Source organism: Herbaspirillum sp. NPDC101396 (assembly GCF_044767365.1).
GTDB lineage: Bacteria > Pseudomonadota > Gammaproteobacteria > Burkholderiales > Burkholderiaceae_D > Herbaspirillum.
In genome coordinates this window covers 542,523-566,233 of the sequence record NZ_JBIWNT010000002.1, presented here as the reverse complement: position 1 = coordinate 566,233, position 23,711 = coordinate 542,523, and the positions used below count along the sequence as shown (strand labels likewise).

Here is a 23,711-nt window from a genome sequence, read left to right as displayed (position 1 = left end):
GTCGCGCGGCGCTCGCTGCATCAATGCGCGGCGGCATCGTAGAAGGTGGTATTGAACATTTTGGGCACATCCACTGCAGGTCCGGACAAGGTGCCCGTATCGGCCTGGAATTTCTGCAGCGCCAGCGTAGCGGGAATGATGGTGTTGGGATCGGCGACGAACTGGCCCTTGGAATTGCGGATCGCCTGCTCCACCAGCTTGACCGGCAGGCGACCGCCGCCGACGTATTTCTGCACCATCGGCGCAGCCTTGGCCGGCTCGTTCTCAAGCAGCCTGGTGGCGGAAATATGCGCGGCGAGCAAGGCCTTCACGAACGCCGGTTGTTCGCGCAGTATCTTTTCGCGCACCAGCAGGACCGCGCCGGGTTGCTTGGGAAACAGGTCGGAGCCGCGCGCGATGACCTTGGATTTGGGCGACTTGCCGAGCACGTTGGTGGTGGTCGGTTCGAGGATCACGGCGCCATCGATGGCGCCGGTCAGCAGCGATTCCTGGATTTGCGATTCGCCCTGATAGATCAGCTTCAGTTGCGAGACGTCGGCGCGGATCCGGTTGCGCAGCCAGTATTGCAACGCGGCTTCCGGTACGGCGCCCTTCGGATAGCTGGCGACGATGGCCTGGCGTCCCTTGTCCTTGGCAAAGCGCGTGAACGCCGAAGCCGCCGCAGCCGGATCGCCCGAAGCGAAGTAAGGCGCCAGTTCGCCGAGTGCGACGAAGCTTACCTGTTCAACGATATTGGACGCCACCACCTTGATGTCGGCGCCCTTGGCGCGCGCCACCAGCGCCGGGCCGATGCCCACGTACGCAACGTCAAGCTGGCCGGCCAGCAGCGCCTGCACCATGGCGGGGCCGCTCTGGAACTGGACCAGCTTGGGCGCGCCACCGTCTTTCGGGAAAGTGCCTTGCTCCAGTGCAATGAACAATTGCGCATCGGGAATGATCGGCATGTAGCCGACTTCGATCGGTGCGGACACGGCAGACTGGGTGCCGGCCAGTGCAAACATCAGCGGCAGCACGACCCGGATGAACAATCGCTTCATTTTTTTCTTTCCCGATAAGAAGTAAGCGCAATCGACGCAGCCGGTGATTATAGAGGAATCCGTCTGCATGTCTTTGCGGTCATACTCCGGTAAAAATCGCTCCCTAAAATCCCGGTCAAGCGCAATTTGCATTGCACCTACCGGAGCCGGCGGTCGGGAAACATACCGGCACCATATTTCTTCCCCTTTCGCTTCCCTGACGTCCGCGGCCTGCTGCGCGCGCGACGCTTGCGAAGGTCATATCGTTGTCATACAAGCTGATTAAAATTGCATGTTAAACAACATGTTTTGCTTATCCGGGATATGAACCAGCCTCACACCGATTTCAGCCTCACGCCGATGATGGGCCGTCACCTGCAGCAGCCGACGGCCGACGCCCTGGCGGTGAACGTGCCGGTGATCACGTTCGAGGAAAACAACGCCACGGTGCTGGAAGTCTTCAGCCGCCATCGCGAACTGGTGAGCCTGCCGGTGCTCGAGAACGAACATCCGATCGGGCTGATCAGTCGCAATATTTTCATGTCGCAGATGTCCAAGCCGTATCACCGCGAGCTCTACGAAAAGAAGAGCTGCATCGCGTTCATGGACAAGGATCCGCTGATCGTCGAAGTCGACACGCCCATCGAGACGCTTGGCGCGCTGGCGGTTGCCTCGGGTGACAAGACATTGGCCGACGGCTTCCTGATCGTCGACGGCGGCAAGTTCGCAGGGCTCGGCTCGGGCCTTGAACTGATGCGCATGCTGGTCGAGCTGCAAGCCGAAAAGAATCGCCAGGTGATGCAAAGCATCGACTACGCCAGCGTCATCCAGCGCGCCATGCTGAGCGCCTCGCGCGCCGCAATGGCGCAGGCCATCGGCGACGCCTGCCTGGTGTGGGAACCGCGCGACGTGGTCGGCGGCGATTTCTATCATCTGGAATGTTTCCCCGACGGCTGGTTTGCCGCAGTCGCGGACTGCACCGGGCATGGTGTGCCGGGCGCCTTCCTGACCCTGATCGCCTCGTCATCCATCAAGCAGGCGCTGGAGCAGCACGGTCCGCGCGACCCCGCGCTGGTGATGGGCGAAGTCAACCGCAGCATGAAGCAGGTGCTGGGGCAGCACGCGGCTGCAACGCAGTTGTCCGAATCCGATGACGGCATGGATGCCTGTTTCTTCTGGTTCGATGCAGGCTCGCAGCGGCTGACCTGCGCCAACGCCAAAATGTCGCTGCTGACGCTGCAGCCCGGTGCAGAGATGCTGCAGACCTTCGACGGCGAGCGCACCGGACTCGGTTACGTCGACACGCCCGACGACATGCAATGGAGCAATCGCGAGGTGCAGCTAAGCGACGGCGCCATCGTCATGATCGCCACCGACGGCATCATCGACCAGATCGGCGGACCGAAGAACATTGCCTACGGAAAACAGCGACTGCGCAAGGCCTTGCTGGAGCATCGCGACCTTCCGATGCCGGAAGTCGGAAAAAAGATCATGGAAGAACAGCGCCTCTACCAAGGCCAGCAACGCCGTCGCGACGATCTGACCTTTTTCGGCTTCCGCGTGGGCGACTCCGTTATCAACCATCCACCAGGCAGCAGAACAGCATGAGCGGCATGAACAATATTCAAAAGCAGTGGGATGATTTCCACAGTTACGTCGAGCGACGCGACGTCATTTTCTATTACGTCGGCTATTTTTCGCAGACCATCATTGCGGCCATGGCCGATGCGGTTAAGCTGCGCGTCGAGCATGCCGGCGCGGTGGCGCAGACGCGCCGCAAACTGTTTTCCTCCTTTATCGAGATGGCGCAGAACATCGTGCATTACTCGGCGGATTCGTATGAGAAGGAAGGCAACAGCGAGGCCTCCATGCGCCATGGCGCAGTATTCATTTCGCTGACCGACGAACGCTATTACCTGCACTGCGCCAATCCGGTCAATGCGGACGTGGCGGAGAAACTGCGCGAAAAGCTGGAACATCTGCGCTCGCTGACCATCGACGAGATCAAGCTCGAGTACAAGGAAACGCTGCGCGCCGAAACGCCTGCCGACAGCAAGGGCGCGGGACTGGGATTTCTGACGATGGCGCGCGATGCCAGCGCGCCGCTGGAGTTTGAATTGTCACCGGCGAGCGGCCAGGGCAAAGACCACGGCACCTCGATGTTTTATTTGCGGGCGACCATCTGAGGACCCGCAACACATCAGAAAACAAAAAACAACGACGGGCGCCACCGCCTGTCTGCCTATCAAGAATGAGCATATGGACAATTTATTTATAGCGGCAAGCCCGAGTTCCCCCGAAGTCGATTTTCGTTTCGACGAGCGGCGACTATCGCTGAAGGGCGAATCCTATCCGGAGAACGCGGCGCAATTCTGGGGCGACATCATTGCCGCGCTGCGCAGCTTCCTGACCGCGGATACCGACGCAACGGCGGTCACGGTCAACGTCGCGCTGGCCTACTTCAACAGCTCCAGCACCAAGATGCTGTTCTCGCTGTTCGGCGCGCTCAACGACAAGGCGAAAGCCGGCACCGAGATCGTGCTGAACTGGTACCACGACGAAGACGACGACACCATCTTCGAGTTCGGCCAGGAATTGATGGAAGACTTCCCTGACCTGGTGTTCAACGATCACGCGGTGAAAAGCTGATGAGCGACATCGACCTGTTTGAAGCCGAAACGGCCGTGCTGGCCAACGCCAACGATGTGCTGGCCAGCGAGGTCGTCAGCGCCAATGAGTATCGCGTCGCGCTCAAGGAACTGGTGCAAGGTTATGGCCAGCTGATGCGCGAAAGCCGGCGCCTGATAGCGCGCAGCGACCGCACCGAGCGCGAACTCAACCTGCTCAACTCACGCCTCAAGCAACTCAGCGACGAGCTCGACTACAAGGCCAGGCATGACAACCTGACCGGCGCGCTCAATCGCGGCGCGGTGTTCGACCTGGCGCATCGCTTCCTGGAAGATTCGTCGCTGTCGCTGATCGTGCTCGACATCGATTTCTTCAAGCGCATCAACGATGAGTTCGGCCATCCTGCCGGCGACGCCGTGATCCGCGAGCTGGTCAACCGCCTGCGCAAGCCGCTGGACGGCAAGGGTGAAATCGGCCGGGTCGGCGGTGAGGAATTTACGGTGCTGCTGCGTGACGCTTCGCTGGACGACGCAGTGCAGCTGGCGGAGAAAGTCCGGCTGGCGATTGCGGGAGAATTGTTTTCCTGCCTGCCGTCGCGTCCGGTGACAGCCAGCTTCGGCGTATCCTGGAGCAAGGCCGGCAGCGACTTTGAAGACGCCTATGCGCGCGCCGATGCGGCGCTGTACCAGGCCAAGCACGGCGGCCGCAATCGGGTTGAGCGCGATAGTTAATTCGCAGGTATTTCCATGGCTGCAAGCTTTCATATTCAAACCAACGTTGCCGTCAATTATTGACAGATCGTTCCAGAACATTTAAGCTCCTCTCATGGCCCGATCCAAAGAATTCGATCGCGACGTTGCGCTGGCGCGTGCGATCGCTGTTTTTTCCCAGCACGGTTTCGAAGGAACCTCGACGGAAGCATTGCTCGTTGCGATGGATATCCGTCGTCAGAGCCTGTACGACACGTTCGGCGACAAGTGGAAACTCTATCTCGAAGCATTGGAGCGGTACGCCTCGGACAGCATCGGGGCACAGCTTGTGGCGCTCGAAAGCGCAGCCGACGGCAAGGCCGGAATGACGGCCTTACTGACGCATGCCGTGGCGCGCGCGCTGGAAGACAGCCAGCCTTCGTGCCTGGGGATTTCGGCCATTTGCGAATTCGGCCGCAGTTCACCAGAGGTTGTCGGCCTGACCGACACCATGGGCCGGCTGCTGACGCGCGCAGTTGAACGCCGCGTGCGCGAAGCCATTGACGCCGGCGACTTTGCCGCCGATCTCGATGTCGCAAACGCAAGCCAGTTCGTGTTGGCGACCCTGACCGGCATCAAAGTCGCAGCACGCGCAGGCGCATCAGAGGCTATGCTGGCCGGCATCGCAGACATGGCGCTGCGCAGTTTTCGTTAATGAGGCGCCTGGACGCGTCTCGTTTTTTTTGCTTTATTTTGGACTAATCAGTCAATTAAGGAGAAGTACATGGCTCAACAACTTTCCGGCCGTCGCGCCTTCGTCACGGGCGGCTCGCGCGGCATCGGCGCCGGTATTGTTCGCCGCCTTGTGGCCGACGGCGCGCGCGTGGTGTTCACCTATGTTGCATCGCCGGAGCGTGCCCAGGCCCTGGAAGCGGAACTGGACGGACGCGCGATCGCGTTGCGCGCGGACAGCGGCGACGCCCCGCAATTACGGGAGGCCGTTGCCAAGGCGGCTGTCATGCTGGGTGGATTGGATATTCTGGTCAACAACGCCGGCATCCTGATCCGGGGCAACGTCGCCGATTACGCCCAGGAGGACTTCGACCGCATGCTCGACGTCAACGTGCGCGCATCTTTCGTCGCGATCAAGGCGGCGCTGCCGCATATGAGACGCGGCGGGCGCATCGTGAACATTGGCAGCATGGTGGCCGACGTGGTGAGGTTTCCCAACGGTTCGATCTATGCGCTCACCAAAGGTGCGATCGCTTCGTTTACCCGCGGTCTGGCGCATGATCTTGGTCCGCTCGGGATCACCGCCAACAACGTGCAGCCGGGACCAACCGACACCGAAATCGTCAGCGCGGAAGTGCGTACTGCGCTGCAACCAATGATGCCGGTCGGCCGCATGGGGCGCGATAGCGAAATCGCCAGCCTGGTGGCGTGGCTGTGTTCGGAAGACGCTGCGTTCATGACCGGCGCGTCGATTACCGCCGACGGCGGTTTCGCGGCCTGATCGAGGCCTCATGATTGCAGCCGGCGCAGCTTGCCCGGCTGCAGTTCCGATCAGTAGCGCTCGAGCCAATGCGCATACGGCGCCGGCAAGGTCCACGACGCCCGTTCCACACCCAGTTCCTTCGCTGCGAAATAGCCCCAGTGCGGATTGGCCAGATGCGCGCGGCCGACCATGACGAGGTCGAGCTGCTGCTCCTTGACCACGCGCTCGGCGATCTCCGGCGTACCGAAACCCCAGGCCGACGACACCGGCACATCCGCTTCGCGGCGCACGCGTTCAACGATCGGTGCGAGGAAAGCCGGTCCCCAGGGAATCGACGTCTCAGGAATGGTGAAGCCCATCGTGACGCTGATCATGTCCATGCCGGATGCCTTGAATTCGCGCACCAGGCCGATCGATTCCACCAATGTCTGTTCGTCGCGGCCGTCGTACTCGAGCACGCCGAAACGCACGGTCAGCGGCAGGTTTTCCGGCCACACTTCACGCACGGCGCGCAGGGTTTCGAGCAGGAAACGGCTGCGGTTTTCGACGCTGCCGCCGTAGATGTCGTCGCGCTGGTTCGAGTGCGCCGAGAAGAAGCTTTGCGCCAGGTAGCCGTGCGCGAAATGCAGTTCCAGCCATTCGAAACCGACCTCGCGCGCACGCACGGCGGCATCGACGAAGTTCTGGCGCACGCGGGCGATGTCGTCCAGCGTCATGGCGCGCGGCACCTTCGGCAAACCCTTGCCGTAGGCGATCGCCGACGGTGCGATGGTTTCCCAGCTGCGCGGATCGTTGTCCGTCATGTGGTCGTCGCCCTCCCAAGGACGGTTGGCGCTGGCCTTGCGACCTGCGTGGGCGATCTGGATGCCTGGTACTGAACCGGCAGCCTTGATTTCGCGCACAATCGGCGCGAAGGCTTGCGCCAACTCATCCGACCAGATGCCGGTACAGCCCGGCGTGATGCGGCCTTCGGGCGCTACCGCAGTTGCCTCGACCACCACCAGGCCGGCGCCGCCGCGCGCCATGGCGGCGTAATGCGACAGGTGCCAGTCGTTGACCTTGCCGTCGATGGCGGAGTATTGGCACATCGGCGGCACCGCGATGCGGTTGCGCAGGGTGACGTCTTTGAGCGTGAAGGGCTGGAACAATGCAGACATGAGAAACCTTTATAGATAGCGAGGGTGACATCGGTCGATTTGGTTCGTTATTTCGAATATATACGAACAATGGAACAATTATAACCCAAGGTGTATCATGTCCGCATGCGTCCCTACAAACACCCTGCCGCCGACGAGCTTGCCCTTGAGCGCGTGCTCTACGCCCTGAGCGACTCCATTCGTCTGGACATCGTGCGGCATCTGGCGCGCGTGGAAGCCGCAACCTGCGGCGAACTGGACGGCGGTCGACCGAAGTCGACCGTGTCGCATCACTTCAAGGTATTGCGCGAAGCCGGCCTGGTGCTGACCGAAACCACCGGCACCAGCCACATGAACACACTGCGCCGCGCCGACATCGACAGCCGCTTTCCGGGATTGCTGACGGCGATCCTAGCGCAGTAACCGCCCTCCGCCGTTCTCCTTTCCTCAGTACCTCAGGCGGCCACGCCTTTCGGACGCCGCACGGCGCGCACTTTTCCGCTGGCGCCCCCGCCGCAAAAGAACAGATCGGCGCCGTTGGATTCCAGTCCGCTGACACCGGTGTCGCGCGGCATCGCCAATCGTTCGATGACGGCGCCGCTGGCCGGATCGATGCGACGAATTTCACTTTCTTCTCCTTCCCAGGTGCCGTGCCACAGCTCGCCGTCGACCCAGGTCACGCCCGTGACGAAGCGGTTGGAATCGATGCTGCGGATCAGCTTGCCGGTGGCCGGATCAATCTGGTGGATTTTGCGGTCGCGGTACTGCCCCACCCACAGGCTGCCTTCGGCCCAGGTCAGGCCGGAATCAAAGCCTTGGCCGGGCGCCGGGATCGACGCCAGCACCTTGCCGCTGGCCGGGTCGATCTTGTCGATGCGCTGCTCGGCGATCTGATACAGATAGGTGCCATCGAAAGCGGTGCCGGCGTCGCAGGCGCGCTCCAGCGTGCGCGCCGCATCGCCGCTGGCGGGATCGAAGGCAATCAGGCTGGCGCCGGTGGCGGCCCACACATTGTGGCCGTCCCAGGTGACGCCGTGCACGCGCTCGGCGCCGGGAAAGGGGCCATACTCGCGCACGATTTCTGCTGCATGCACGGCTGGTTCAGGTTTGGTTTTCACATTGCTGTTGCTGGTCATGGAGGTCTCCTGTTGATGCGCCGTGATCGGCGCGCAAGACAACTTTAGTCCATCGCCAGTGCAGCGGGGAGTAACAAGATTGTCGTGATTGCCGTGACCCCGACGCCACCCGCCAAAGGCGTCGACAGCCAACGACGCGTACGCGCCTGGCCGATGGCGTTTGCGTGGCCAGCGGCTTCCAGTCCTGCCAGCGCGCGTTGCACGGTACGCTGGCTGGCCCCGAGCGCCAACGCCAGCGCCGAGGTCGACCATGCCGCGCCGTCGGCAAGCAGCGCCAGCAATGCCGCCTGGTCGCCGGCGATGGGCGGCTCGAGGATGACGACTTCGCGCTCGCCCAGCGGCTTGAATGCGAATCCGCGCGGGGTGGCCTCGATCTGCGCCAGCGTCGCGACCAGCGCCCGCAGGCGGCCGACCTCGACACGCAAACGTGCGCGGTGCGACTCGTCCGGGCGGCGCGTATTGAAGACCCGGGCAATCAGGGTTTCGCGATCCACATCGCCAGGCCAGGCTTCGGCCAGAACGCGCGCCAGCGTGAACAGCAGCGGACGGCGCGCCAATGGCTTCCACGCCGGTCCCGGTCCCGATCCTGCCCCAATACCTCGTCGGCAAGCGTCAATTACCAACGCGTCCGAGACCATCAACGCAGCGACTTCATCCAGCCGCAAGGTTTGTTCACGGCCTGCGGAGACGCGCCTGGCTGCCGGTCGACCAAGCACGGACTGTGCTTCGGCCACCTCGGCCAGCAACGCCGGCACGCCGGCACGCGTCGCCGCGTCGTGTGCACGCGCCAGCGCCGCCTGGGCGACGGTCATCTGCAACGATCGCAATGCCAACTCCGCCGCTATCAGCGCCGTCACCGTCGCCAATGCAGGCGGCAGGCCGCGCGCATCGAGCCGCACCAACGCTGCTTCGGCCTGCTCAAGACGGCCAAGCAACACCAGCCTGCGTACCGCAATCAATCGCGCCTGCAAGGCATTGGCGCGATCCCCATGCGCATCCAGCGTGACCGTGGCGGCAGCCAATGCGCGCGGCGAACTGCCGATGTCGCGCACGGCCAGCGCCACTTCCGCTTCGGCGACGACACAACGGGCGCGCGCCAGTTCTTCGTGCGTGCCAAAACCACGCGCGGCGCGGCGCAACAGTTCCCGTGCGCGCGGATGTTCGCCGAGCTGAGCCATGGCGATGCCGCGCAAGGCCAGCGCAGGAGGATCGTCGCGCAAGGCGACGCGCTTGAGCGCGCCAAGCGCGTCGCCGGCGGCAAGCGCCCGTGCGGAAGCGGCGATTATCGAATCCATGTGTTGTCGTCAGCAGACATCAGCGGACTCCGCTGCAGCGTCCGGCTCCACCGGATCAACGTGGGTCATGACGTCCAGCACGTGATGCTGCTCCATGACGCGCCGGCGCGCCAGCGTGGCGATGGCATGTCCCTCGGTCACGGTCTGCCGGCCATCCAGTTCGAGGTGCACGTCGACGATGGTGAGGTCGCCCATCTTGCGCGTGCGCAGATCGTGCACGCCGAACACGCCGGGTGTGTCCAACAGCGTGCGGCGGATCGCCTGCGATTCCTCTTCCGACACCGCCTTGTCCATCAGGTCGTTCAGCGCGCGCCAGAAAAACACCGCGCCGGTACGCACGATCATGAGGCCGACGATCAACGCCGCGATCGGATCGAGCAAGGGGAAGCCGAGCAGGTTGCCGGCGATGCCCAGCGCCACCACCAGCGACGACACCGCGTCCGAGCGCGCATGCCAGGCGTTGGCCACCAGCATGCTGGAACGCACGCGCTCGGCGACGCCCAACATGTAGCGGAACAGTATTTCCTTGCTGACCAGCGTCGCCAGCGCCACCCACAACGCTGCCAGATGGACCTGCGGCACGGTCGGCGCCTGCAGCTTGAAGAAGGCGGAGATCAGCATGCCGATGCCGACCGCCAACAGCGCACCGCCGAGCGCCAGAGAAGCAGCCGTCTCGAAGCGTTGATGGCCGTATTGATGATCGGCGTCGGCGGGATTGCGGCTTTGGCGCGCCGCGAACAACACGACGAAGTCGGCCACCAGATCCGACAGCGAATGCACGCCGTCGGCGACCAGCGCCTGCGACCCCGAAAACAGTCCCGTGATGATCTGCAACGTGGTCAGTACGATGTTGACGACAATACTGACCATGGTGCTCTGACGCCCTGCGAGATAACGCTGGTCGGCGCTCCCAGTGTCGTTTTTTTGGATAATTAGCATATTGACAATTCACACTTTTGAGCCTAAACAACCCTTGTACTTAACGGCGATTTACAGGATCATCTTGCCACATAACAATTCACCTAAAGGAACCGGAAATCCTGCCGATGAGCTCTGCACAAGGACTTCCGAGAAATAACATGGAACAATCAAGCCCGCAATCGCTGTCGCTCAACTTCGACAGAGTCAGCGGAGAACTGCTCGCTGCATTCACCCCGGTTGCGGGTGTTCAAGTCCCGAATCTCGTGATGCTGAAACAAATCCTCACCGATGGCGGCTTCACCAAGCTGTACATCGATGAAGCGGCGCTCGGCGATTTCGCCGCCAAGATCGCCGACGGCAAGGAAGCCCATTCGCAAAAGATCGGCGAGCGGCGCGACGGCGAGTTCCTGGTGGAAGTCTCGGACGATTTCATGGAAGCCTATCTGACGCTGGTGCCGCCGCAAGGCGGACGCGCGCGCGCCGTCGAAGTCGTCAATGAAATCCGCGCCCAGGGCATCACCCAGGGCATCCTGCACGAAAAGCTGCGCGGCGCGCTCGCCACCGGCCACTGTTCCAAGCTGCTGATCGCGCGGGGCGAGGATCCGGTGCAGGGCGAACACGCCCGCTTCGAGGCCCTGCTCGACAAGAAGGAAGAAGAACTCGCCGAAATCGACGACGACGCCGTGGTGCATTACGCCGACCTCGGCCACTTGCTGCTGATCAACGTCGGCGATCCACTGATGCGGCGCACGCCGCCGGTGCCGGGCGTCAACGGCGTCAACATCAAGGGCCAGGTAGTGCCGGCGCTGCCGGTTCCCGACCTCGGTTTCAACAAGGACTGCGTCGGCGCCGAACCCTCCAAGGACGATCCCGACCTGCTGGTCGCCGCCATCGCCGGCCAGCCGCAACTGATCACCAACGGCGTCAAGATCAATCCCATCGTCGAGATCGAAGATGTCGACCTGAGCACCGGCAACGTCGAGTTTTCGGGCACGGTCAAGATCAAGGGCGACGTCAAGACCGGCATGCGCTTGCGCGTGTCGGGCGACGTCTTCGTCGGCGGCACGGTGGAAGCGGCCGAGATCATTGCCGGCGGCAACATCACTGTCAAGGGCGGCATCATCGGCCACGCTGAAACCCAACCCGGCATGGCCTCCATCGTCGCCAAGGTCAAGGCCGAGGGTTGCGTGCAGGCATTGTTCGCCGAAAGCGCGCACATCGAAGCGGGCGACAGCATCATGCTGGCCGGCAATGCGCGCCAATGTGAAATGCTGGCCGGCAACGAGATCCTGGTCGGCAAGACCAATCCCAAGCTGGGCCAGATCATCGGCGGTCGCGCCCAGGCCACCATGCTGATCAAGGCGGTCGCGTTCGGCTCATCGAGCGCCGCCACCACCAAGATCCAGGTCGGCCTCGATCCCTATCTGGAAGAAAAGCTGCGCGCCAAGGAACAGGAATTCCAGAAGAAGCTCGACGACCTCAACCGCGTCATCAAGCAGCTCGCCCACTACAAGCAGAATCCCGAAAAGGCGCGCAACGGCGCCGGCGAAGAGGCCGAACTCAATCGCAAATTGCTGGCGCAGGAGGTCAAGGACCTGGTGGCCGAACAGAACGAGATGAAGGAAGACCTGGTCGCGGCGGAATCGGCGCGCATCGTCGCCGTCAAGACCGTCTACGAAGGCGTGGAAATGCGCATCGCCAAGCAGGTCTGGCAAGTACTCAGCGACCTCGGCGGCGGCACCGCGCAGCTGCAGGGCGGCAAGATTTCCTTCGGCGGCAAATAAGGAAACGAAGCATGGCCGATTTACCCTTGCTGGACGGCGCCGGCTTGCGCGTCCTGGCCGAACGCAGCGCGGCCGTGACGGCCGCCTGCGCCTGCAACGAAGCGTCCCTCGCAGCATGGACCAGCACGCCGCTGTCCTTTCCCGAAACGCAGCTGCAGGACATCGGCACCCTGCTGCCCGATCCCTACGACGAACCCGGCTTCACCGAATACCACCCCGACGGCACCCGTTATGAATCGGCCGACGCGCCGGTGGCGCCGCGCCACTTCCCCTACAACCGCTGCAATGTCGCCGCGTGCAAGGTCTGCGGCCGCTGCTTCCTGCGCTATACCGAAGCCGGCGGTTATTTTGTCGACCGCCGCATTCGTGCGCTTAACCGGCCGGAGCTGGTGGTTGACGCTGCCTAGGCCCTAGGCTTTCATGCGCATCGCAGTGATGATGCCGTAGGCGCACAGCGTTTCTTTGCCGTTGCGCACCGCGCCCACTTCGATCTGGCAGATGGTCAGCGTCCTGCCGCTCTTGACCACCCTGCCGCGGCCGATGAAATATTCCCCCTGCGCCGGCGCCAGCAGATTCAGCTTGAGTTCCGTGGTCAGCACTTCTTCGCCGGCATCGAACAGGCTCATTGCCGCATAGCCTCCGGCAGTGTCGGCAATCGTCGTGCTCATGCCGGCGTGCAGGAAACCGTTCTGCTGGCCCAGTTCGGGGCGAAAATCGAGACGGATCTCAACCAGCCCGGGCGCCACGCTATGCAGCCGTGCACCGATGGTGCGCAGGGCGCCCTGCCGTGAAAAACTCTCCTCGACGCGGCGGACCATGTCCGCATCCACTACTTGCGTAAGCGTTCCTGTCATCGTTGTCTCCTGTATTTTTTTGTTCGTCGATGCTAACGCATTTTTTCACTTCGGCGCATGCAGTTCGCTCGCCATCAATATCTGGTACAGCGTATCGGCCGGCCGGCTCAGGCGTTTGGCGGTCAGCGCCACGTACTCGACATCGGGAAACACCGGCAAGCTGGCGTGGTTGACCGGCAGGTTCAGTTCGCGTGACGCCAGGTGCTGCGGCAGCACGGTCAGCCCGAGGCCGCCGCGCGCCGCCGCCATGCAACCGGCGTGGCTGCCACTGGTGCAGACGATGCGCCAGTGACGGCCTGCCGCCCCCAACGTAGCCAGGATCGCCGCGCGCGTCACGCTCGGTTCGGGCAGCAGGATCAGCGGCAAGGGTTGCGCCAGGTCGACCACGGTTTCCGGCCGCGCCAGCCATACCAGCGGCACGCGGAACATGGCCTGCCCGCGTTGTTCGCCGGGACGGCGCTTGCCGACGATCAGATCAAGGTCGCCGTTGTCGAGGCGCTGGTACAGCTCGCCGGTGAGACCCATGGTGATTTCCAGCTCGACCTCGGGATGCTTGTTGCGGAACGCCGCCAGCATGTCCGGCAAGGGGCCCATCGCCAGATCATCCGGAGCGCCGAAGCGGACACGTCCACGCAACCTCGGCGCGGTGAACTGGGCCTCGGCGCGGGCGTGCGCTTCGAGGATCAGGCGCGCATGCACCAGCAGGCTTTCGCCGTCTGCAGTCAGCGCCAGCGAATGCGTATCGCGCACGAACAGCCGCCGGCCGCTGCCTTCCTCGAGGCGGCGGATGTGGTCGCTCACGCTCGACTGCGTCAGCCCGAGCCGGCGCCCGGCCTCGCTGAAACTGCTGGAAGCGGCCACCGTGGTGAAGGTCTTGAGCCAGACGGGATTGAACATGGGTGCTCCTGACGAAGCTGCAAACTTGCTTATCGGCATATCCGATCACAGTTCACATGATTAAAGGGGTTCCCGATGATAGGTCTTTTTTCTATCATGTGGCAAAGGCTGTCTCGCCTTGCCCCTCTTCGTTGCCCCTCTTCCTTGCCATCATGAAACGCTACCTGCCCGACACCTTCACCTGGATGCTGCTCGGCACCGTCCTGCTCGCCACGCTGCTCCCGGCCACGGGCCGCTTCGAGGACTTCATGCACCTGGCCAGCAACGCCGCCATCGCGCTGCTGTTCTTCCTGCACGGCGCGCGGCTGTCGCGCGAAGCGGCGCTGTCCGGCTTCAAGCAGCCGCGCCTGCACCTGCTGACGCTGGCCTGTACCTTCGTGCTGTTTCCGTTGCTGGGGCTGGCGCTGCATGCGCTGTTTCCCGGCCTGCTGACGCCGGAGCTGTGGCTGGGCGTGCTGTTCGTCTGCACCCTGTCGTCGACCGTGCAATCGTCGATCGCCTTTACCTCGATTGCACGCGGCAACGTGCCGGCGGCGATCTGCGGCGCCACCGCCTCGAACCTGCTGGGGATCGTCTTCACGCCTATCCTGGTGACGCTGCTGCTGCATCGCCACCAGGACGGCGGCGGCCTGCAACAAGTCGGCGGCATCCTGCTGCAACTGCTGCTGCCATTTGTGCTGGGCAACGTGCTGCGTCCCTGGATCGGCGACTGGGTGCTGCGCAAGAAAAGCCTGCTGGCAGTGGTCGACCGCGGCGGCATCCTGCTGGCGGTGTATGCGGCGTTCAGCGTCGCGGTGGCGCAAGGCGTATGGCATCTGTTCCCGCCGCAACAACTGGCGCTGCTGGTGCTGGTCAACGCCATCCTGCTGGGCGGCGTGCTGACGCTGACCACCTTCGGCAGCCGCGCACTGGGCTTTGCACGCGCCGATGAAATCGTGCTGGTGTTCTGCGGCTCGAAAAAATCGCTGGCCTCGGGCATCCCGATGGCCTCGGTGCTGTTCAGCAGCAGTGGCGTGGGCATCGTCCTGCTGCCGATCATGGTGTTCCACCAGATGCAGCTGATGCTGTGCGCGATACTGGCGCGGCGCTATGCGGAACGTCAGGATGCTGACTTGGCCGCCGCCGACGGCAAGGCGCAAACCGCCTGATTGCCCACCAAAGACCGCCCTGAAAGCCTACTGACAGGATGGTGTCAGTAGCCCTGGATCATGATGTCTTCCATGCCCTCCGGCATATCTCTCAACCAAGAAAAAGGAAGACATCATGACAACGCAAATCAACTGGTTCGAAATCCCCGTCACCAACCTGTCGCGTGCGACCAAGTTCTACGAAGCCGTGTTCAACGCCAAGCTGCACGTCGAAACTGATTTCGACTCCGCGCCGATGGCGATCTTCTACAACGCCGCCAAAGAAAGCTGCGGCTGCCTGACCCAGACCCAGGCCTTCAAAGCCAGTACCGACGGCGTACTGGTCTACCTCGACGCCGGCGCATCGATCCAGCAAGCGATCGACCGCGTCGCACCCGCCGGCGGCAAGGTCGTGCTCGACAAGCTGGAACTGCCGAAGCAGCTCGGCTACATCGCCCACTTCATCGACACCGAAGGCAACCGCATCGCTTTGCACGCGATGCAATAAAAGAAGCAACTAGCGAAAGAAGCAGATGCCCGCCACTCGCCAAAGATCGTGGTGGGCGGCGCCTGCGACTCATGCCAGAATGGCAGCCATTCCACTTCCTGCCAGAACCGATGCGCCGAGCCGACCGCCTGTTCCAGATCACCCAGTACCTGCGCGGGCGCCGGCTCACCACGGCGCGCCAGCTGGCCGACTGGCTGTCGGTGTCCGAGCGCACCGTGTACCGCGACATCCGCGACCTGTCGCTGTCGGGCGTACCGGTGCAGGGCGAAGCGGGAGTCGGCTATCGCATCAACAAGACCGGTTTCGACCTGCCGCCGCTCATGTTTTCGCCTGACGAAATCGACGCGCTGGTCATCGGCATGCGCATGGTGCAGGCCTGGGGCGGACCGCAACTGGCGGCGTCAGCCGCGGCGTCGCTGGCCAAGATCGTGCTGGCGCTGCCCAAGGACAAGCGCGACTTCGTCGAGAACACCGCCTTGTTCGCACCCAGCTTCCACATCGACCAGGCCCACGGCGAGCGGCTGGAAGAAATCCGCCAGGCCATCGGCAGGCGCAGCACCCTGCAACTCGATTACGTTGACGCCCGTGGACAGGCCACGCAACGCATCGTGTGGCCGCTGGCGCTGTACTTCTGGGGCGGCGGCTGGTCGATCGCCGCGTGGTGCGAAACGCGCGGCGACTTCCGCTCGTTCCGGCTCGACCGCGTGCGCGCCATGACGCCGGCGCACACCTACCCGGATGAGAGCGGCAAGCGCCTGGCCGACTTCGTGCGCGCGGTGCGCAAATCTCAGTATCAGGATTCCGCATAACCAGATGCTGATTTCTTCGTTCGCATCGGCGCGGCTTCGGTTTAGTCTGCAAGTCACGACAACCAGGCCGAGGTCTCCATGCACCGCGCGACGAACAAGAACAACTCTGCTTCTGCTTCTACTCCCGCTTTTGCCTCCGCTTCTTCTGCTATTGCAGCCGCAACCAGCTTCAGCCTGGCCGACCGCTGTGTCTTGTGCGTCGGCGGACTGACCGGCGCGCGCAATCATTACCGCCACGCCATCGAGGAACGCCAAGGGAAATTCATTCACCACGACGGCGGCCGGGAAGACAGCCTCCATCGCCTGCAACCGATGCTCAACGGCGCCGACATGGTGCTGTGCGCATCGGGTAACATCAGCCACAACGCCTATCACCTGGTCAAACAGCTGTGCAAGAAAATGGGCAAGCCCTGCGTCATGGTCAAGGGTACCGGCATTGCCTCCTTCATCGACGGGCTCGGCAGCCTGAGCGGCAAGTTGTCGTCTTCGCAACGCGGCGAGACGGTGCTCAAGTCGGGCCGCCACGCCTGAGCCATCTCCGGTCCCGCCAACCCGGTTAGCAAAAAAACCAAAAGCCCCCTACAATCTGCGCAACGCATCATTACCGTTTCGATCATTCGATGGCGTCGGTGCATCATCTAGCGACGCCACGCGCACCAGGGAGTCTGTTTGAAAACCATCCATCGCATCGCGCTTGCCTGCGCGCTGCTGGCGCCGGGCCTTGCAGGCATGAACGGCGTCGCCAACGCCGCGCCCGCCGCGACCTTCGGCATTGAAGTCGGCAACGCGCTGTTGTGCCTCAACCAGCTCAACAGCAAATATTTCTACGATTACCTCTTCGAAGCCTTCGGCAAGCCGTACAAGAACGAAGGCGGCGCCTACTGGTTCAAGGCCGCCGGCAGCAATCTGTGGGGCATGGAAGTCACCGACATCCTGGTCAACGACAGCAGCAGCCCGGCTGACTTCATCGGCGCCAATATCAACGGCACGCCGCAGGCGCTGGGCGACGCCATCACAAAGAGCGTCGGCATCCGCTTCACGCTGGATGACGCCACCAAGTATTCGCTGCGCCAGTCGCAGGCCGGCAGCGTGATCGCCTACGCCGACACCAAGGCCAAGATCTACTGCGCCAAATCCAAATACCTGGTGCCGGGCAAGCAATAACGCCGGCGCAAGCAACATGCAAAAAACGGCCTCGCTTTCATGCGAGGCCGTTTTCTTTTCTGCAGTACTGAGCCATCCGATCAATCTGCTGCCGGGAAATCCACCACCGTGTCGTTGACGCGGTTGAACAGATTGGTGAAGGTGATCGCCGTCACCGCCAGCAAAGTGTCGACGATCTGAGCGTCGCTGTAGCCGGCCGCCTTGACCGCCGCGACCGACGCCGCAGGCACGGTGCCGCGGGTGGTCACCAGTTCCCGCACAAACACGGTCAGCGCATCCAGTTGCGCGTCGCCGGAGGCTTCGGCGCGGCGCAGGCCGATCACGGCTTCGGCGGACAGGCCCAGCTTCTTGGCCATCAGCGAATGGGCAGCGAGACAGTAGTCGCACTCGGCCGCTTCACTGACCGCCAGCTTGATGGCTTCGACCTGCTTGCCTTTGAGCGAGCTCTTGCGCAGCGCGGCGTCGAGATTGAGCGCAGCTTCCAGCGCGACCGGGCTGTTGACGCCGATGTCGGCGAAGGCGTTCGGGACTTTGCCGACCGCACCCTTGATGGCAGTGAACAATTGCGCGGCCTGGCCGGTGACGGTGGAGATGTCTTGAGTATGGAGACGGGGCATGATGCTTCCTTTCAGTGAGGGAAAATAAGAGCAAATAAGATTAACTAAGAGTTGGTTCACAACCGCCGCCGTTGCCGTTTCAGTTGCCGTTGCAATCAAGCGCGGTATGGAATGAAGTATAGGGAGTCGAAATGGAATTTTTAATGGCAAAATACGCCAATAAATTGACCAATCGTACCAATCACACTTTCCAGGCCTTTTCGCCATGAACGACGCCACCGATACCCTGAGCCGTCTGCTCCAGCTCTACCCCGTGCGCACCACGCTCGACATCCGCTGCCATTTCGGCGCGCCGTGGCAACTGCCGGAACCGACGTCGGCGCCCGGCACGGTGCGCTATCACATGATCGTGTCCGGCGACGCGCTGATGGAAGCCAATGGCGAACGCGGCGTGGTGTTGCAGGCCGGGGACATCGTGGTGTTTCCGCGCGGCAGTGCACACACGCTGCATGCCGGCCGCGGCAAGGCGATGCCGTCGCAGGTCGCCACCGGCGGAGACGATTTGCTGATACGCGTGGAAAACGGCGGCGCCGGCGCGGCCACCGATATCCTGTGCGGCCAGTTCCATTTCGATCCCGCCGCTTCGGCGGCGCTGCTGCCGTCGCTGCCGGCGACGCTACTGGTCCGCACCGCCGGACGCACCGATTTCGCCGGGTTGCAGGCGTTGATGAGGATGCTGCAGGTCGAGACAGACACCGCTCGCCCCGGCGCCCATGCGGTGGTCACGCAGTTGTCGTCGGCGCTGTTTGCGCTGCTCATGCGCGCCTGGCTGGAACAACAGGACGCGGCAGCAACGCCCGGGCTGTTCACACTGCTGGGCTCACCGCGCCTGCAACGTGCGCTGCACTGCATGCTGGCCGAACCGGGCCGCTCCTGGTCGCTGGACGAGTTGGCCGCGGCCTGCCATCTGTCGCGCACCACCTTCGCCCGGCTGTTCCGCGCGGCGGCGGGCGCCACCCCCGGTGAAATCCTCACGCGCACCCGCATGGCGCAGGCGGCGCAATTGCTGGCCGATCGCCAGCAAACCGTGGCCGTCGTCGCCGAAGCGGTCGGCTACCAATCCGAAGCCTCGTTCAACCGCATCTTCAAGCGCCATTTTGGCATCGGCCCCGGCCAGCACAGGCGACAGGCGCGTCCGGAATAAATCCGGATTGCCATCTCCATACTTATTTAGTATCGATATATATAAATCAAGATATTTTACATAGCCAAATACGACTTCTATAATCGGCCCACAAGAAGAACAAGCATGCTCAGGGATGGATAAAGCGCCGATCAACGGCGGCATGAGCAGGAGACCGTCACCGCGCAGCATCGAGCCGTGCGCCCCGCCAGCCTCCCGCCCGCGCCGCAACTTAAGATCTGCGCCCGCCACAGTCCCTGTCGTTCCACTCCGTACAGATGCAAGGGAAGTCGATCATGGCCGTTGGCGCAAAAATCTGGAATACCGCATTGCTGGCAGCCGCCATGTCGTCGGCGTTGTCGCCTGCGGCGCATGCAAAAAAAGCCTCGGACGAAGCCGCTCCGCCGCAAGTGGTCACGCTCGGCGCCGGCGCGCAGCAATACGCTTTTGCCATCTACGCCAACAATGCGCTGGCGCAGGACAACAGCTCCATCACGCGCGCCGTCATTCTCGAACACGGCGTCAAGCGCGATGGCGATCACTACTTTGAAACCGGCCTCGCGTTCCTGCGCAAGGCCAGGCTCGACCCGGCACAGACGCTGCTGCTCACACCCAACTTCCTGACCGAAGGCGACGCCCTGTCCGACAACAAGATGGCATTGTGGCGCGGCGACAACTGGATGCAGGGACAGGATTCCACGCACGGCAAAACCGGCATCAGCTCGTTCCGCGTCTTCGACGACATCGCCACTTACCTGAGTTCGGGACGTTTTCCTGCGCTGAAGGAAATCGTCTTCATCGGCCACTCGGCCGGCGGCCAGCTGATGCAACGCTATGCCGTGCTCAACAACAGCGACGAAAAACTGAAACAGGCCGGCATCAAGGTCCGCTATGTGATCTCCAGCCCCTCGTCCTATCTCTACTTCGACAACAACCGTCCCGGCGACAACGGCTTCGCGCCGGCCGGCGGCATCCTCTGCCCCGGCTACGACAATTATCGCTACGGCCTGGGAGAAATGATTCCCTACGGCCTCGGCGCCGACGGCAAGATCAGCGGCGAACAGCTGTTCAAACGCTACGCCGCGCGCGACGTCACCTACATGGTCGGCAGCAAGGACAACAACCCCAACCACCGCTTCCTCGACAAGGCCTGCGGCGCACGCCTGCAAGGCGCCACACGCGTCGAGCGGCACGACAACTACCTGCGCTACGAGCAATTCCTGGCGCAGAAGTGGAAGACGCCGGTGCACCACCCCGACTTCGAAGTGCCGGGCGTCGGCCACGAAGCGGCGGGATTGTTCGGCGCGGATATCACCGTGGAAAAAATCTTCCCGGCGAAGTAACGCATCAAGAAAAACGCAGCACACATGAAGCGGTGAACACGGCACAACAACAATAAAGCCGGTTCAGAAAACCGCCACAAAGATAAAAATCAGGAGACAGGGAAAAATGAACAAACCACGTTTTGCCGCGCACCGTCGGCAAATGCTGGCGCTGCAGGTCATGACCATGCTGGCCGCTGCGCCATTACTGGCGCATGCACAGACACCGCCGAGTTCCGGCAGCATCTTCGACGCCAATCGCCAGCAACTCACGCCGACCGACCGCGAGCGCCTGCAAACGCAGGAGCAACCGCGCGGCCGCGTGCAGATCGAGAAGGAAACCCAGGACGCCGATGACGCCTCCACGCCTGCATCGACACCCGCACAACAGGCCGCCGTCAACATCAAGGTGAGCGGCTTCACGCTCAGCGGCAACACCGCCATCGACGACGCTCGCCTGCAAGCCGAGCTGCAGGAATTCATCGGCCGCGATCTGGATTTCAACGGCTTGCGCCGGGCCGCCTCGAAAGTCACCAACCTGTATCGCGAACGCGGCTACATCGTCGCGCGCGCCTATTTGCCGGCGCAGGAAATCCGCGACGGCAAGATCGCCATCGCGGTGCGTGAAGGCGTGATCGGCCAGGTCAGCGCCGACACCGACAACAACGTGCGCCTGAACAAGGCGGTGCTGCAGCGCTACCTGGATGAACTCCAGCCAGGCACCGTGATCCGCGAAAGCGAACTGGAAGGTACCCTGCTGCGATTGTCCGATCTGGCCGGCGTCTCGGTGCGCGCAGTGTTGCGGCCGTCGGCGCAAGCCGGCGCCACCGACATCGTGATCCGCGTCAGCGAGATGACCGCGATCACCTCGCGCGTTTCCATCGACAACTACGGCAACTATTACACCGGCGCCAATCGCCTGTCGGCCAACATCAATCTCAACGATGCGCTGGGCCTGGGCGAGAGCTTCGGCATCAATACCCAGAACTCGTTCGAAGGCCTGCGCATCGCCGGCCTCAGCTTCGCCATGCCGGTCGGGGCCAGCGGCGTATCGATCGGCGCCAGCGTCGCCGAACTGCAATACAACGTCGGCAAGAACCTCAAGGACGCGCAGGCCAGCGGCTCGGCCAAGGTCTCCAGCTTCTTCATCAACGACGCGCTGTACCGTAGCCGCAAGGCCAACGTCAATCTGTCGCTGGCGGCCGAGTTCCGTCACTTCCAGGACATCACCTCGGCCACCGTGGTCGACAAGTCCGCGCGCTTCTGGAGCGCCACGCTGTACGGCGACTGGCGCGACAACCTGCTCGGCGCGCAAGGCAACAACCAATGGAGCCTGCGCTACGGCCGCGGCCAGCTCGACAAGGAAACCGCCAACGACGCCGCGCTCGACGCCATCACGTCGAAGGCAGGCGGCAATTACAGCAAGAGCAATGTCTCGTTCAGCCGCCTGCAGCAACTGGGCGGCGGCTACTCGCTGCTGGCTGCAGTCAATGCACAGTTCGCCAACAAGAACCTCGACGCTTCCGAAAAAATGAGCCTGGGCGGCCCCAACGGCGTGCGCGCCTATCCGGTCGGCGAAGCTGCCGGCGACGAAGGCGTGCTGGGTCGCATCGAGCTGCGCAAGCTGATCGGCGTGTACGGCAACTCCGTGGTCGAAGCTGCCTTGTTCGCCGACGCCGGTCGCGTCACCGTCAACAAGACTCCCTGGGACGCCAGCGAAAACCACCAGTCGCGCTCGGGCTACGGCATCGGCGTCAACGTCTACAACAAGGACCTGGTCTTCAACGCCGCCGCGGCATATTCGCCCGGCGTCAATCCGACCACCGAGCAGCGCAATGCGCGCCGCCTGTGGATCTCGGTCTCGGGTTCGCCGCAAGCGTTCTCGGCGTTCGGTTCCGACACCACCGGCAAGGGCGAGGATTTCGAAGAACCGGAAACCGCCTTCGTCATCTACGGTTCGCTCGGCCTGGTGCCCGAATACGTGCGCCGCGACGGCGCCACGCCGGCGGCAACCGCCGACCAGAGCAAGCTGGCCACGCCCAACGGCCGCAACATGCCGGGCTTCTGGCGCGTACGCGACAACGTCTCCTACATCGGTGCGCATAGCGGCATCCAGCTGTATGACCAGTGGAAGTTCCTGTGGCAGCTCGAAATGGGCCTGTCGCTGAACTACACCAACCGCAGCGCCGAAGCCGTGCCCGACTGGACCCACTCGCAGGACCTGCGCAACACCGGCGTGGCATTCAATCATCCCTCCGCCGGTACGCTGATGTATGGACGCTGGGATACGCCGATGAAGGAGAGCACCACCTCCTTCGATCCGTTCCAGGGCCTGACCAGCGCCGCGCATTACAACATCATCGGTTCGCCCGGCTTCGTCACCAGCATCACCAAGAACTCCGGCCCGGCCGGCGACGCCATCAATTCCAACAACGACGACGCCGCCTTCAACCGCCGCCAGGACGGCCTGATCGGCTACTGGTCGCCGAAACTGTACGGCTTCCAGCTCAAGCTGGCGTATTCCAACAACAGCATGAAAGCAGCCTCGGACGTCGCCACCGGCTATCTCTACGGCGGCAGCCTGTCGTACGAGAGCGGCGGCTTCTCCGCGGTGGTCGCGGCCGAGCAGCACATCAATTACTTCGGCATCGCCAGCCTCGGCCGTGATGCGCGCGGCGTCGGCAGCAGCACGCACGTGACCGCCGGCACCTCGTCGAGCGACTTCAGTTTCCGTTACGGCGTCGCCTACGATTTCGGCAAGACCAAGATCTCGCTGATCGCCGACGACCTGTCATATTCGGAATCCGGCGTGGTCAACACCAGCACCACTTCGACCGACATGTCCAACTACCGCCGCCGTGCGTACATGATCGGCGTTTCACATCAGATCGGCGCGCTCGAATTACGCGCCAGCGCGGCCAAGGCGCTGGCCGGCGACTGCAGCATGATTTCGGGCAACAACGTCAAATGTTCGACCGACGGCATGGGTGCGACCTCGCAGGCGGTTGGCTTCTCGTACAAGTACAGCAAGCAGACGCGCTTCTTCGGCCAGTACGTGATCCTGCGCAATGAAGCGCTGGCGAACTACAACTACGCCGTCTCCGGCGTGCTCGGCGCCACCGGCCTGTCGGCCGGCGTAGGCACCACCATCCGCGCCCTCGGCGTGGGCTTCAACTACACGTTCTGAGGT

General features: G+C 62.9%; 25 protein-coding genes. 17 read left to right on the top strand and 8 right to left on the bottom strand.

Features of this window, described 5'->3' with window-relative positions; all coding sequences use genetic code 11:
* Positions 1-20: 20 nt before the first annotated feature.
* The gene (locus ACIROY_RS07630; protein ID WP_402340971.1) at positions 21-1,037 is read right to left on the bottom strand and encodes an ABC transporter substrate-binding protein; all 1,017 of its coding nucleotides are present in this window, start codon (positions 1,035-1,037) and stop codon (positions 21-23) included.
* A 303-nt stretch (positions 1,038-1,340) separates the two neighbouring features.
* On the opposite strand from ACIROY_RS07630, the gene ACIROY_RS07625 reads away from it, so the two are divergent.
* The 6 genes from ACIROY_RS07625 (at position 1,341) to ACIROY_RS07600 (ending at position 5,846) form a co-directional block, all read left to right on the top strand.
* Positions 1,341-2,624: a SpoIIE family protein phosphatase gene (locus ACIROY_RS07625; RefSeq protein ID WP_402340968.1), complete on the top strand. Its 1,284-nt coding sequence runs from the start codon at positions 1,341-1,343 to the stop codon at positions 2,622-2,624.
* A 5-nt stretch (positions 2,625-2,629) separates the two neighbouring features.
* Positions 2,630-3,202, top strand: a complete 573-nt coding sequence (locus ACIROY_RS07620; RefSeq protein WP_402274084.1) for a SiaB family protein kinase — start codon at positions 2,630-2,632, stop codon at positions 3,200-3,202.
* A 73-nt stretch (positions 3,203-3,275) separates the two neighbouring features.
* On the top strand, positions 3,276-3,665 hold the full coding sequence (locus tag ACIROY_RS07615) for a DUF1987 domain-containing protein (protein ID WP_402274081.1): 390 nt from the start codon (positions 3,276-3,278) through the stop codon (positions 3,663-3,665).
* A complete protein-coding gene (locus tag ACIROY_RS07610) occupies positions 3,665-4,375 on the top strand; it encodes a GGDEF domain-containing protein (protein ID WP_402340966.1) in 711 nt (236 codons plus the stop codon). Before ACIROY_RS07615 ends, ACIROY_RS07610 begins: the two co-directional genes overlap by 1 nt.
* A gap of 94 nt (positions 4,376-4,469) precedes the next feature.
* On the top strand, positions 4,470-5,048 hold the full coding sequence (locus ACIROY_RS07605; protein ID WP_402340963.1) for a TetR/AcrR family transcriptional regulator: 579 nt from the start codon (positions 4,470-4,472) through the stop codon (positions 5,046-5,048).
* Positions 5,049-5,117: 69 nt separating this feature from the next.
* Positions 5,118-5,846 (top strand): SDR family oxidoreductase, encoded by a 729-nt coding sequence (locus tag ACIROY_RS07600; protein WP_402274075.1) that lies wholly within the window; start codon positions 5,118-5,120, stop codon positions 5,844-5,846.
* Between the two features lie 50 nt (positions 5,847-5,896).
* On the opposite strand, the gene ACIROY_RS07595 is transcribed toward ACIROY_RS07600, so the two are convergent.
* The gene (locus tag ACIROY_RS07595; protein ID WP_402340960.1) at positions 5,897-6,985 is read right to left on the bottom strand and encodes an NADH:flavin oxidoreductase/NADH oxidase; all 1,089 of its coding nucleotides are present in this window, start codon (positions 6,983-6,985) and stop codon (positions 5,897-5,899) included.
* A 105-nt stretch (positions 6,986-7,090) separates the two neighbouring features.
* Between ACIROY_RS07595 and ACIROY_RS07590 the strand changes: the two genes are divergently transcribed.
* Positions 7,091-7,387 (top strand): ArsR/SmtB family transcription factor, encoded by a 297-nt coding sequence (locus ACIROY_RS07590; RefSeq protein WP_402274070.1) that lies wholly within the window; start codon positions 7,091-7,093, stop codon positions 7,385-7,387.
* A gap of 32 nt (positions 7,388-7,419) precedes the next feature.
* On the opposite strand, the gene ACIROY_RS07585 is transcribed toward ACIROY_RS07590, so the two are convergent.
* Genes ACIROY_RS07585 through ACIROY_RS07575 form a run of 3 tightly spaced genes read right to left on the bottom strand, consistent with a single transcriptional unit; the run spans position 7,420 to position 10,334 of the window.
* Positions 7,420-8,100: a hypothetical protein gene (locus tag ACIROY_RS07585; protein WP_402274067.1), complete on the bottom strand. Its 681-nt coding sequence runs from the start codon at positions 8,098-8,100 to the stop codon at positions 7,420-7,422.
* A 44-nt stretch (positions 8,101-8,144) separates the two neighbouring features.
* Entirely contained in the window at positions 8,145-9,395 is a 1,251-nt protein-coding gene (locus tag ACIROY_RS07580; RefSeq protein WP_402340958.1) for a helix-turn-helix domain-containing protein, read from the bottom strand.
* A gap of 9 nt (positions 9,396-9,404) precedes the next feature.
* The gene (locus ACIROY_RS07575) at positions 9,405-10,334 is read right to left on the bottom strand and encodes a cation diffusion facilitator family transporter (RefSeq protein ID WP_402340955.1); all 930 of its coding nucleotides are present in this window, start codon (positions 10,332-10,334) and stop codon (positions 9,405-9,407) included.
* Between the two features lie 140 nt (positions 10,335-10,474).
* Here ACIROY_RS07575 and ACIROY_RS07570 point away from each other — a divergent pair, with 140 nt between their 5' ends.
* Both ACIROY_RS07570 and ACIROY_RS07565 read left to right on the top strand, forming a co-directional pair.
* Positions 10,475-12,100, top strand: a complete 1,626-nt coding sequence (locus ACIROY_RS07570; RefSeq protein ID WP_402274060.1) for a DUF342 domain-containing protein — start codon at positions 10,475-10,477, stop codon at positions 12,098-12,100.
* Positions 12,101-12,111: 11 nt separating this feature from the next.
* Positions 12,112-12,507: a hypothetical protein gene (locus ACIROY_RS07565; protein WP_402274057.1), complete on the top strand. Its 396-nt coding sequence runs from the start codon at positions 12,112-12,114 to the stop codon at positions 12,505-12,507.
* A 3-nt stretch (positions 12,508-12,510) separates the two neighbouring features.
* Here the strand turns inward: ACIROY_RS07565 and ACIROY_RS07560 are convergent, their stop codons facing one another.
* Together ACIROY_RS07560 and ACIROY_RS07555 are read right to left on the bottom strand one after the other, a co-directional pair.
* Positions 12,511-12,954: a PaaI family thioesterase gene (locus tag ACIROY_RS07560; protein ID WP_402274055.1), complete on the bottom strand. Its 444-nt coding sequence runs from the start codon at positions 12,952-12,954 to the stop codon at positions 12,511-12,513.
* 45 nt (positions 12,955-12,999) lie between these two features.
* Positions 13,000-13,851 carry a LysR family transcriptional regulator gene (locus ACIROY_RS07555; RefSeq protein ID WP_402340952.1) on the bottom strand — a complete coding sequence of 284 codons (852 nt, stop codon included), beginning with the start codon at positions 13,849-13,851 and terminating at the stop codon, positions 13,000-13,002.
* 152 nt (positions 13,852-14,003) lie between these two features.
* On the opposite strand from ACIROY_RS07555, the gene ACIROY_RS07550 reads away from it, so the two are divergent.
* From ACIROY_RS07550 to ACIROY_RS07530, 5 genes are all read left to right on the top strand, one after another.
* Complete coding sequence (locus ACIROY_RS07550) at positions 14,004-14,999, top strand: bile acid:sodium symporter family protein (RefSeq protein WP_402340950.1); 996 nt, start codon at positions 14,004-14,006, stop codon at positions 14,997-14,999.
* A 115-nt stretch (positions 15,000-15,114) separates the two neighbouring features.
* On the top strand, positions 15,115-15,486 hold the full coding sequence (locus ACIROY_RS07545; RefSeq protein ID WP_402274047.1) for a VOC family protein: 372 nt from the start codon (positions 15,115-15,117) through the stop codon (positions 15,484-15,486).
* A 110-nt stretch (positions 15,487-15,596) separates the two neighbouring features.
* Entirely contained in the window at positions 15,597-16,295 is a 699-nt protein-coding gene (locus ACIROY_RS07540; protein WP_402340947.1) for a helix-turn-helix transcriptional regulator, read from the top strand.
* A 78-nt stretch (positions 16,296-16,373) separates the two neighbouring features.
* Positions 16,374-16,826, top strand: coding sequence for a DUF2325 domain-containing protein (locus ACIROY_RS07535; protein ID WP_402274043.1), 453 nt, complete (start codon positions 16,374-16,376; stop codon positions 16,824-16,826).
* A gap of 138 nt (positions 16,827-16,964) precedes the next feature.
* Positions 16,965-17,459 carry a hypothetical protein gene (locus ACIROY_RS07530; RefSeq protein WP_402274042.1) on the top strand — a complete coding sequence of 165 codons (495 nt, stop codon included), beginning with the start codon at positions 16,965-16,967 and terminating at the stop codon, positions 17,457-17,459.
* 80 nt (positions 17,460-17,539) lie between these two features.
* Here ACIROY_RS07530 and ACIROY_RS07525 read toward each other — a convergent pair whose 3' ends face one another.
* A complete protein-coding gene (locus ACIROY_RS07525) occupies positions 17,540-18,076 on the bottom strand; it encodes a carboxymuconolactone decarboxylase family protein (protein WP_402274040.1) in 537 nt (178 codons plus the stop codon).
* Positions 18,077-18,281: 205 nt separating this feature from the next.
* Here ACIROY_RS07525 and ACIROY_RS07520 point away from each other — a divergent pair, with 205 nt between their 5' ends.
* From ACIROY_RS07520 to ACIROY_RS07510, 3 genes are all read left to right on the top strand, one after another.
* The gene (locus ACIROY_RS07520) at positions 18,282-19,220 is read left to right on the top strand and encodes an AraC family transcriptional regulator (RefSeq protein ID WP_402274038.1); all 939 of its coding nucleotides are present in this window, start codon (positions 18,282-18,284) and stop codon (positions 19,218-19,220) included.
* Positions 19,221-19,495: 275 nt separating this feature from the next.
* The gene (locus ACIROY_RS07515; protein WP_402340944.1) at positions 19,496-20,542 is read left to right on the top strand and encodes a hypothetical protein; all 1,047 of its coding nucleotides are present in this window, start codon (positions 19,496-19,498) and stop codon (positions 20,540-20,542) included.
* 106 nt (positions 20,543-20,648) lie between these two features.
* Positions 20,649-23,708 carry a ShlB/FhaC/HecB family hemolysin secretion/activation protein gene (locus ACIROY_RS07510; protein ID WP_402274034.1) on the top strand — a complete coding sequence of 1,020 codons (3,060 nt, stop codon included), beginning with the start codon at positions 20,649-20,651 and terminating at the stop codon, positions 23,706-23,708.
* Positions 23,709-23,711: the final 3 nt, after the last annotated feature.

Excerpts from the sequence above, each read along its gene's own strand:
- ACIROY_RS07630 (WP_402340971.1), bottom strand. The coding sequence starts at position 1,037 with ATGAAGCGATTGTTCATCCGGGTCGTGCTGCCGCTGATGTTTGCACTG.
- ACIROY_RS07625 (WP_402340968.1), top strand. The coding sequence starts at position 1,341 with ATGAACCAGCCTCACACCGATTTCAGCCTCACGCCGATGATGGGCCGT.
- ACIROY_RS07620 (WP_402274084.1), top strand. The coding sequence starts at position 2,630 with ATGAACAATATTCAAAAGCAGTGGGATGATTTCCACAGTTACGTCGAG.
- ACIROY_RS07615 (WP_402274081.1), top strand. The coding sequence starts at position 3,276 with ATGGACAATTTATTTATAGCGGCAAGCCCGAGTTCCCCCGAAGTCGAT.
- ACIROY_RS07610 (WP_402340966.1), top strand. The coding sequence starts at position 3,665 with ATGAGCGACATCGACCTGTTTGAAGCCGAAACGGCCGTGCTGGCCAAC.
- ACIROY_RS07605 (WP_402340963.1), top strand. The coding sequence starts at position 4,470 with ATGGCCCGATCCAAAGAATTCGATCGCGACGTTGCGCTGGCGCGTGCG.
- ACIROY_RS07600 (WP_402274075.1), top strand. The coding sequence starts at position 5,118 with ATGGCTCAACAACTTTCCGGCCGTCGCGCCTTCGTCACGGGCGGCTCG.
- ACIROY_RS07595 (WP_402340960.1), bottom strand. The coding sequence starts at position 6,985 with ATGTCTGCATTGTTCCAGCCCTTCACGCTCAAAGACGTCACCCTGCGC.
- ACIROY_RS07590 (WP_402274070.1), top strand. The coding sequence starts at position 7,091 with ATGCGTCCCTACAAACACCCTGCCGCCGACGAGCTTGCCCTTGAGCGC.
- ACIROY_RS07585 (WP_402274067.1), bottom strand. The coding sequence starts at position 8,100 with ATGACCAGCAACAGCAATGTGAAAACCAAACCTGAACCAGCCGTGCAT.
- ACIROY_RS07580 (WP_402340958.1), bottom strand. The coding sequence starts at position 9,395 with ATGGATTCGATAATCGCCGCTTCCGCACGGGCGCTTGCCGCCGGCGAC.
- ACIROY_RS07575 (WP_402340955.1), bottom strand. The coding sequence starts at position 10,334 with ATGCTAATTATCCAAAAAAACGACACTGGGAGCGCCGACCAGCGTTAT.
- ACIROY_RS07570 (WP_402274060.1), top strand. The coding sequence starts at position 10,475 with ATGGAACAATCAAGCCCGCAATCGCTGTCGCTCAACTTCGACAGAGTC.
- ACIROY_RS07565 (WP_402274057.1), top strand. The coding sequence starts at position 12,112 with ATGGCCGATTTACCCTTGCTGGACGGCGCCGGCTTGCGCGTCCTGGCC.
- ACIROY_RS07560 (WP_402274055.1), bottom strand. The coding sequence starts at position 12,954 with ATGACAGGAACGCTTACGCAAGTAGTGGATGCGGACATGGTCCGCCGC.
- ACIROY_RS07555 (WP_402340952.1), bottom strand. The coding sequence starts at position 13,851 with ATGTTCAATCCCGTCTGGCTCAAGACCTTCACCACGGTGGCCGCTTCC.
- ACIROY_RS07550 (WP_402340950.1), top strand. The coding sequence starts at position 14,004 with ATGAAACGCTACCTGCCCGACACCTTCACCTGGATGCTGCTCGGCACC.
- ACIROY_RS07545 (WP_402274047.1), top strand. The coding sequence starts at position 15,115 with ATGACAACGCAAATCAACTGGTTCGAAATCCCCGTCACCAACCTGTCG.
- ACIROY_RS07540 (WP_402340947.1), top strand. The coding sequence starts at position 15,597 with ATGCGCCGAGCCGACCGCCTGTTCCAGATCACCCAGTACCTGCGCGGG.
- ACIROY_RS07535 (WP_402274043.1), top strand. The coding sequence starts at position 16,374 with ATGCACCGCGCGACGAACAAGAACAACTCTGCTTCTGCTTCTACTCCC.
- ACIROY_RS07525 (WP_402274040.1), bottom strand. The coding sequence starts at position 18,076 with ATGCCCCGTCTCCATACTCAAGACATCTCCACCGTCACCGGCCAGGCC.
- ACIROY_RS07520 (WP_402274038.1), top strand. The coding sequence starts at position 18,282 with ATGAACGACGCCACCGATACCCTGAGCCGTCTGCTCCAGCTCTACCCC.
- ACIROY_RS07515 (WP_402340944.1), top strand. The coding sequence starts at position 19,496 with ATGGCCGTTGGCGCAAAAATCTGGAATACCGCATTGCTGGCAGCCGCC.
- ACIROY_RS07510 (WP_402274034.1), top strand. The coding sequence starts at position 20,649 with ATGAACAAACCACGTTTTGCCGCGCACCGTCGGCAAATGCTGGCGCTG.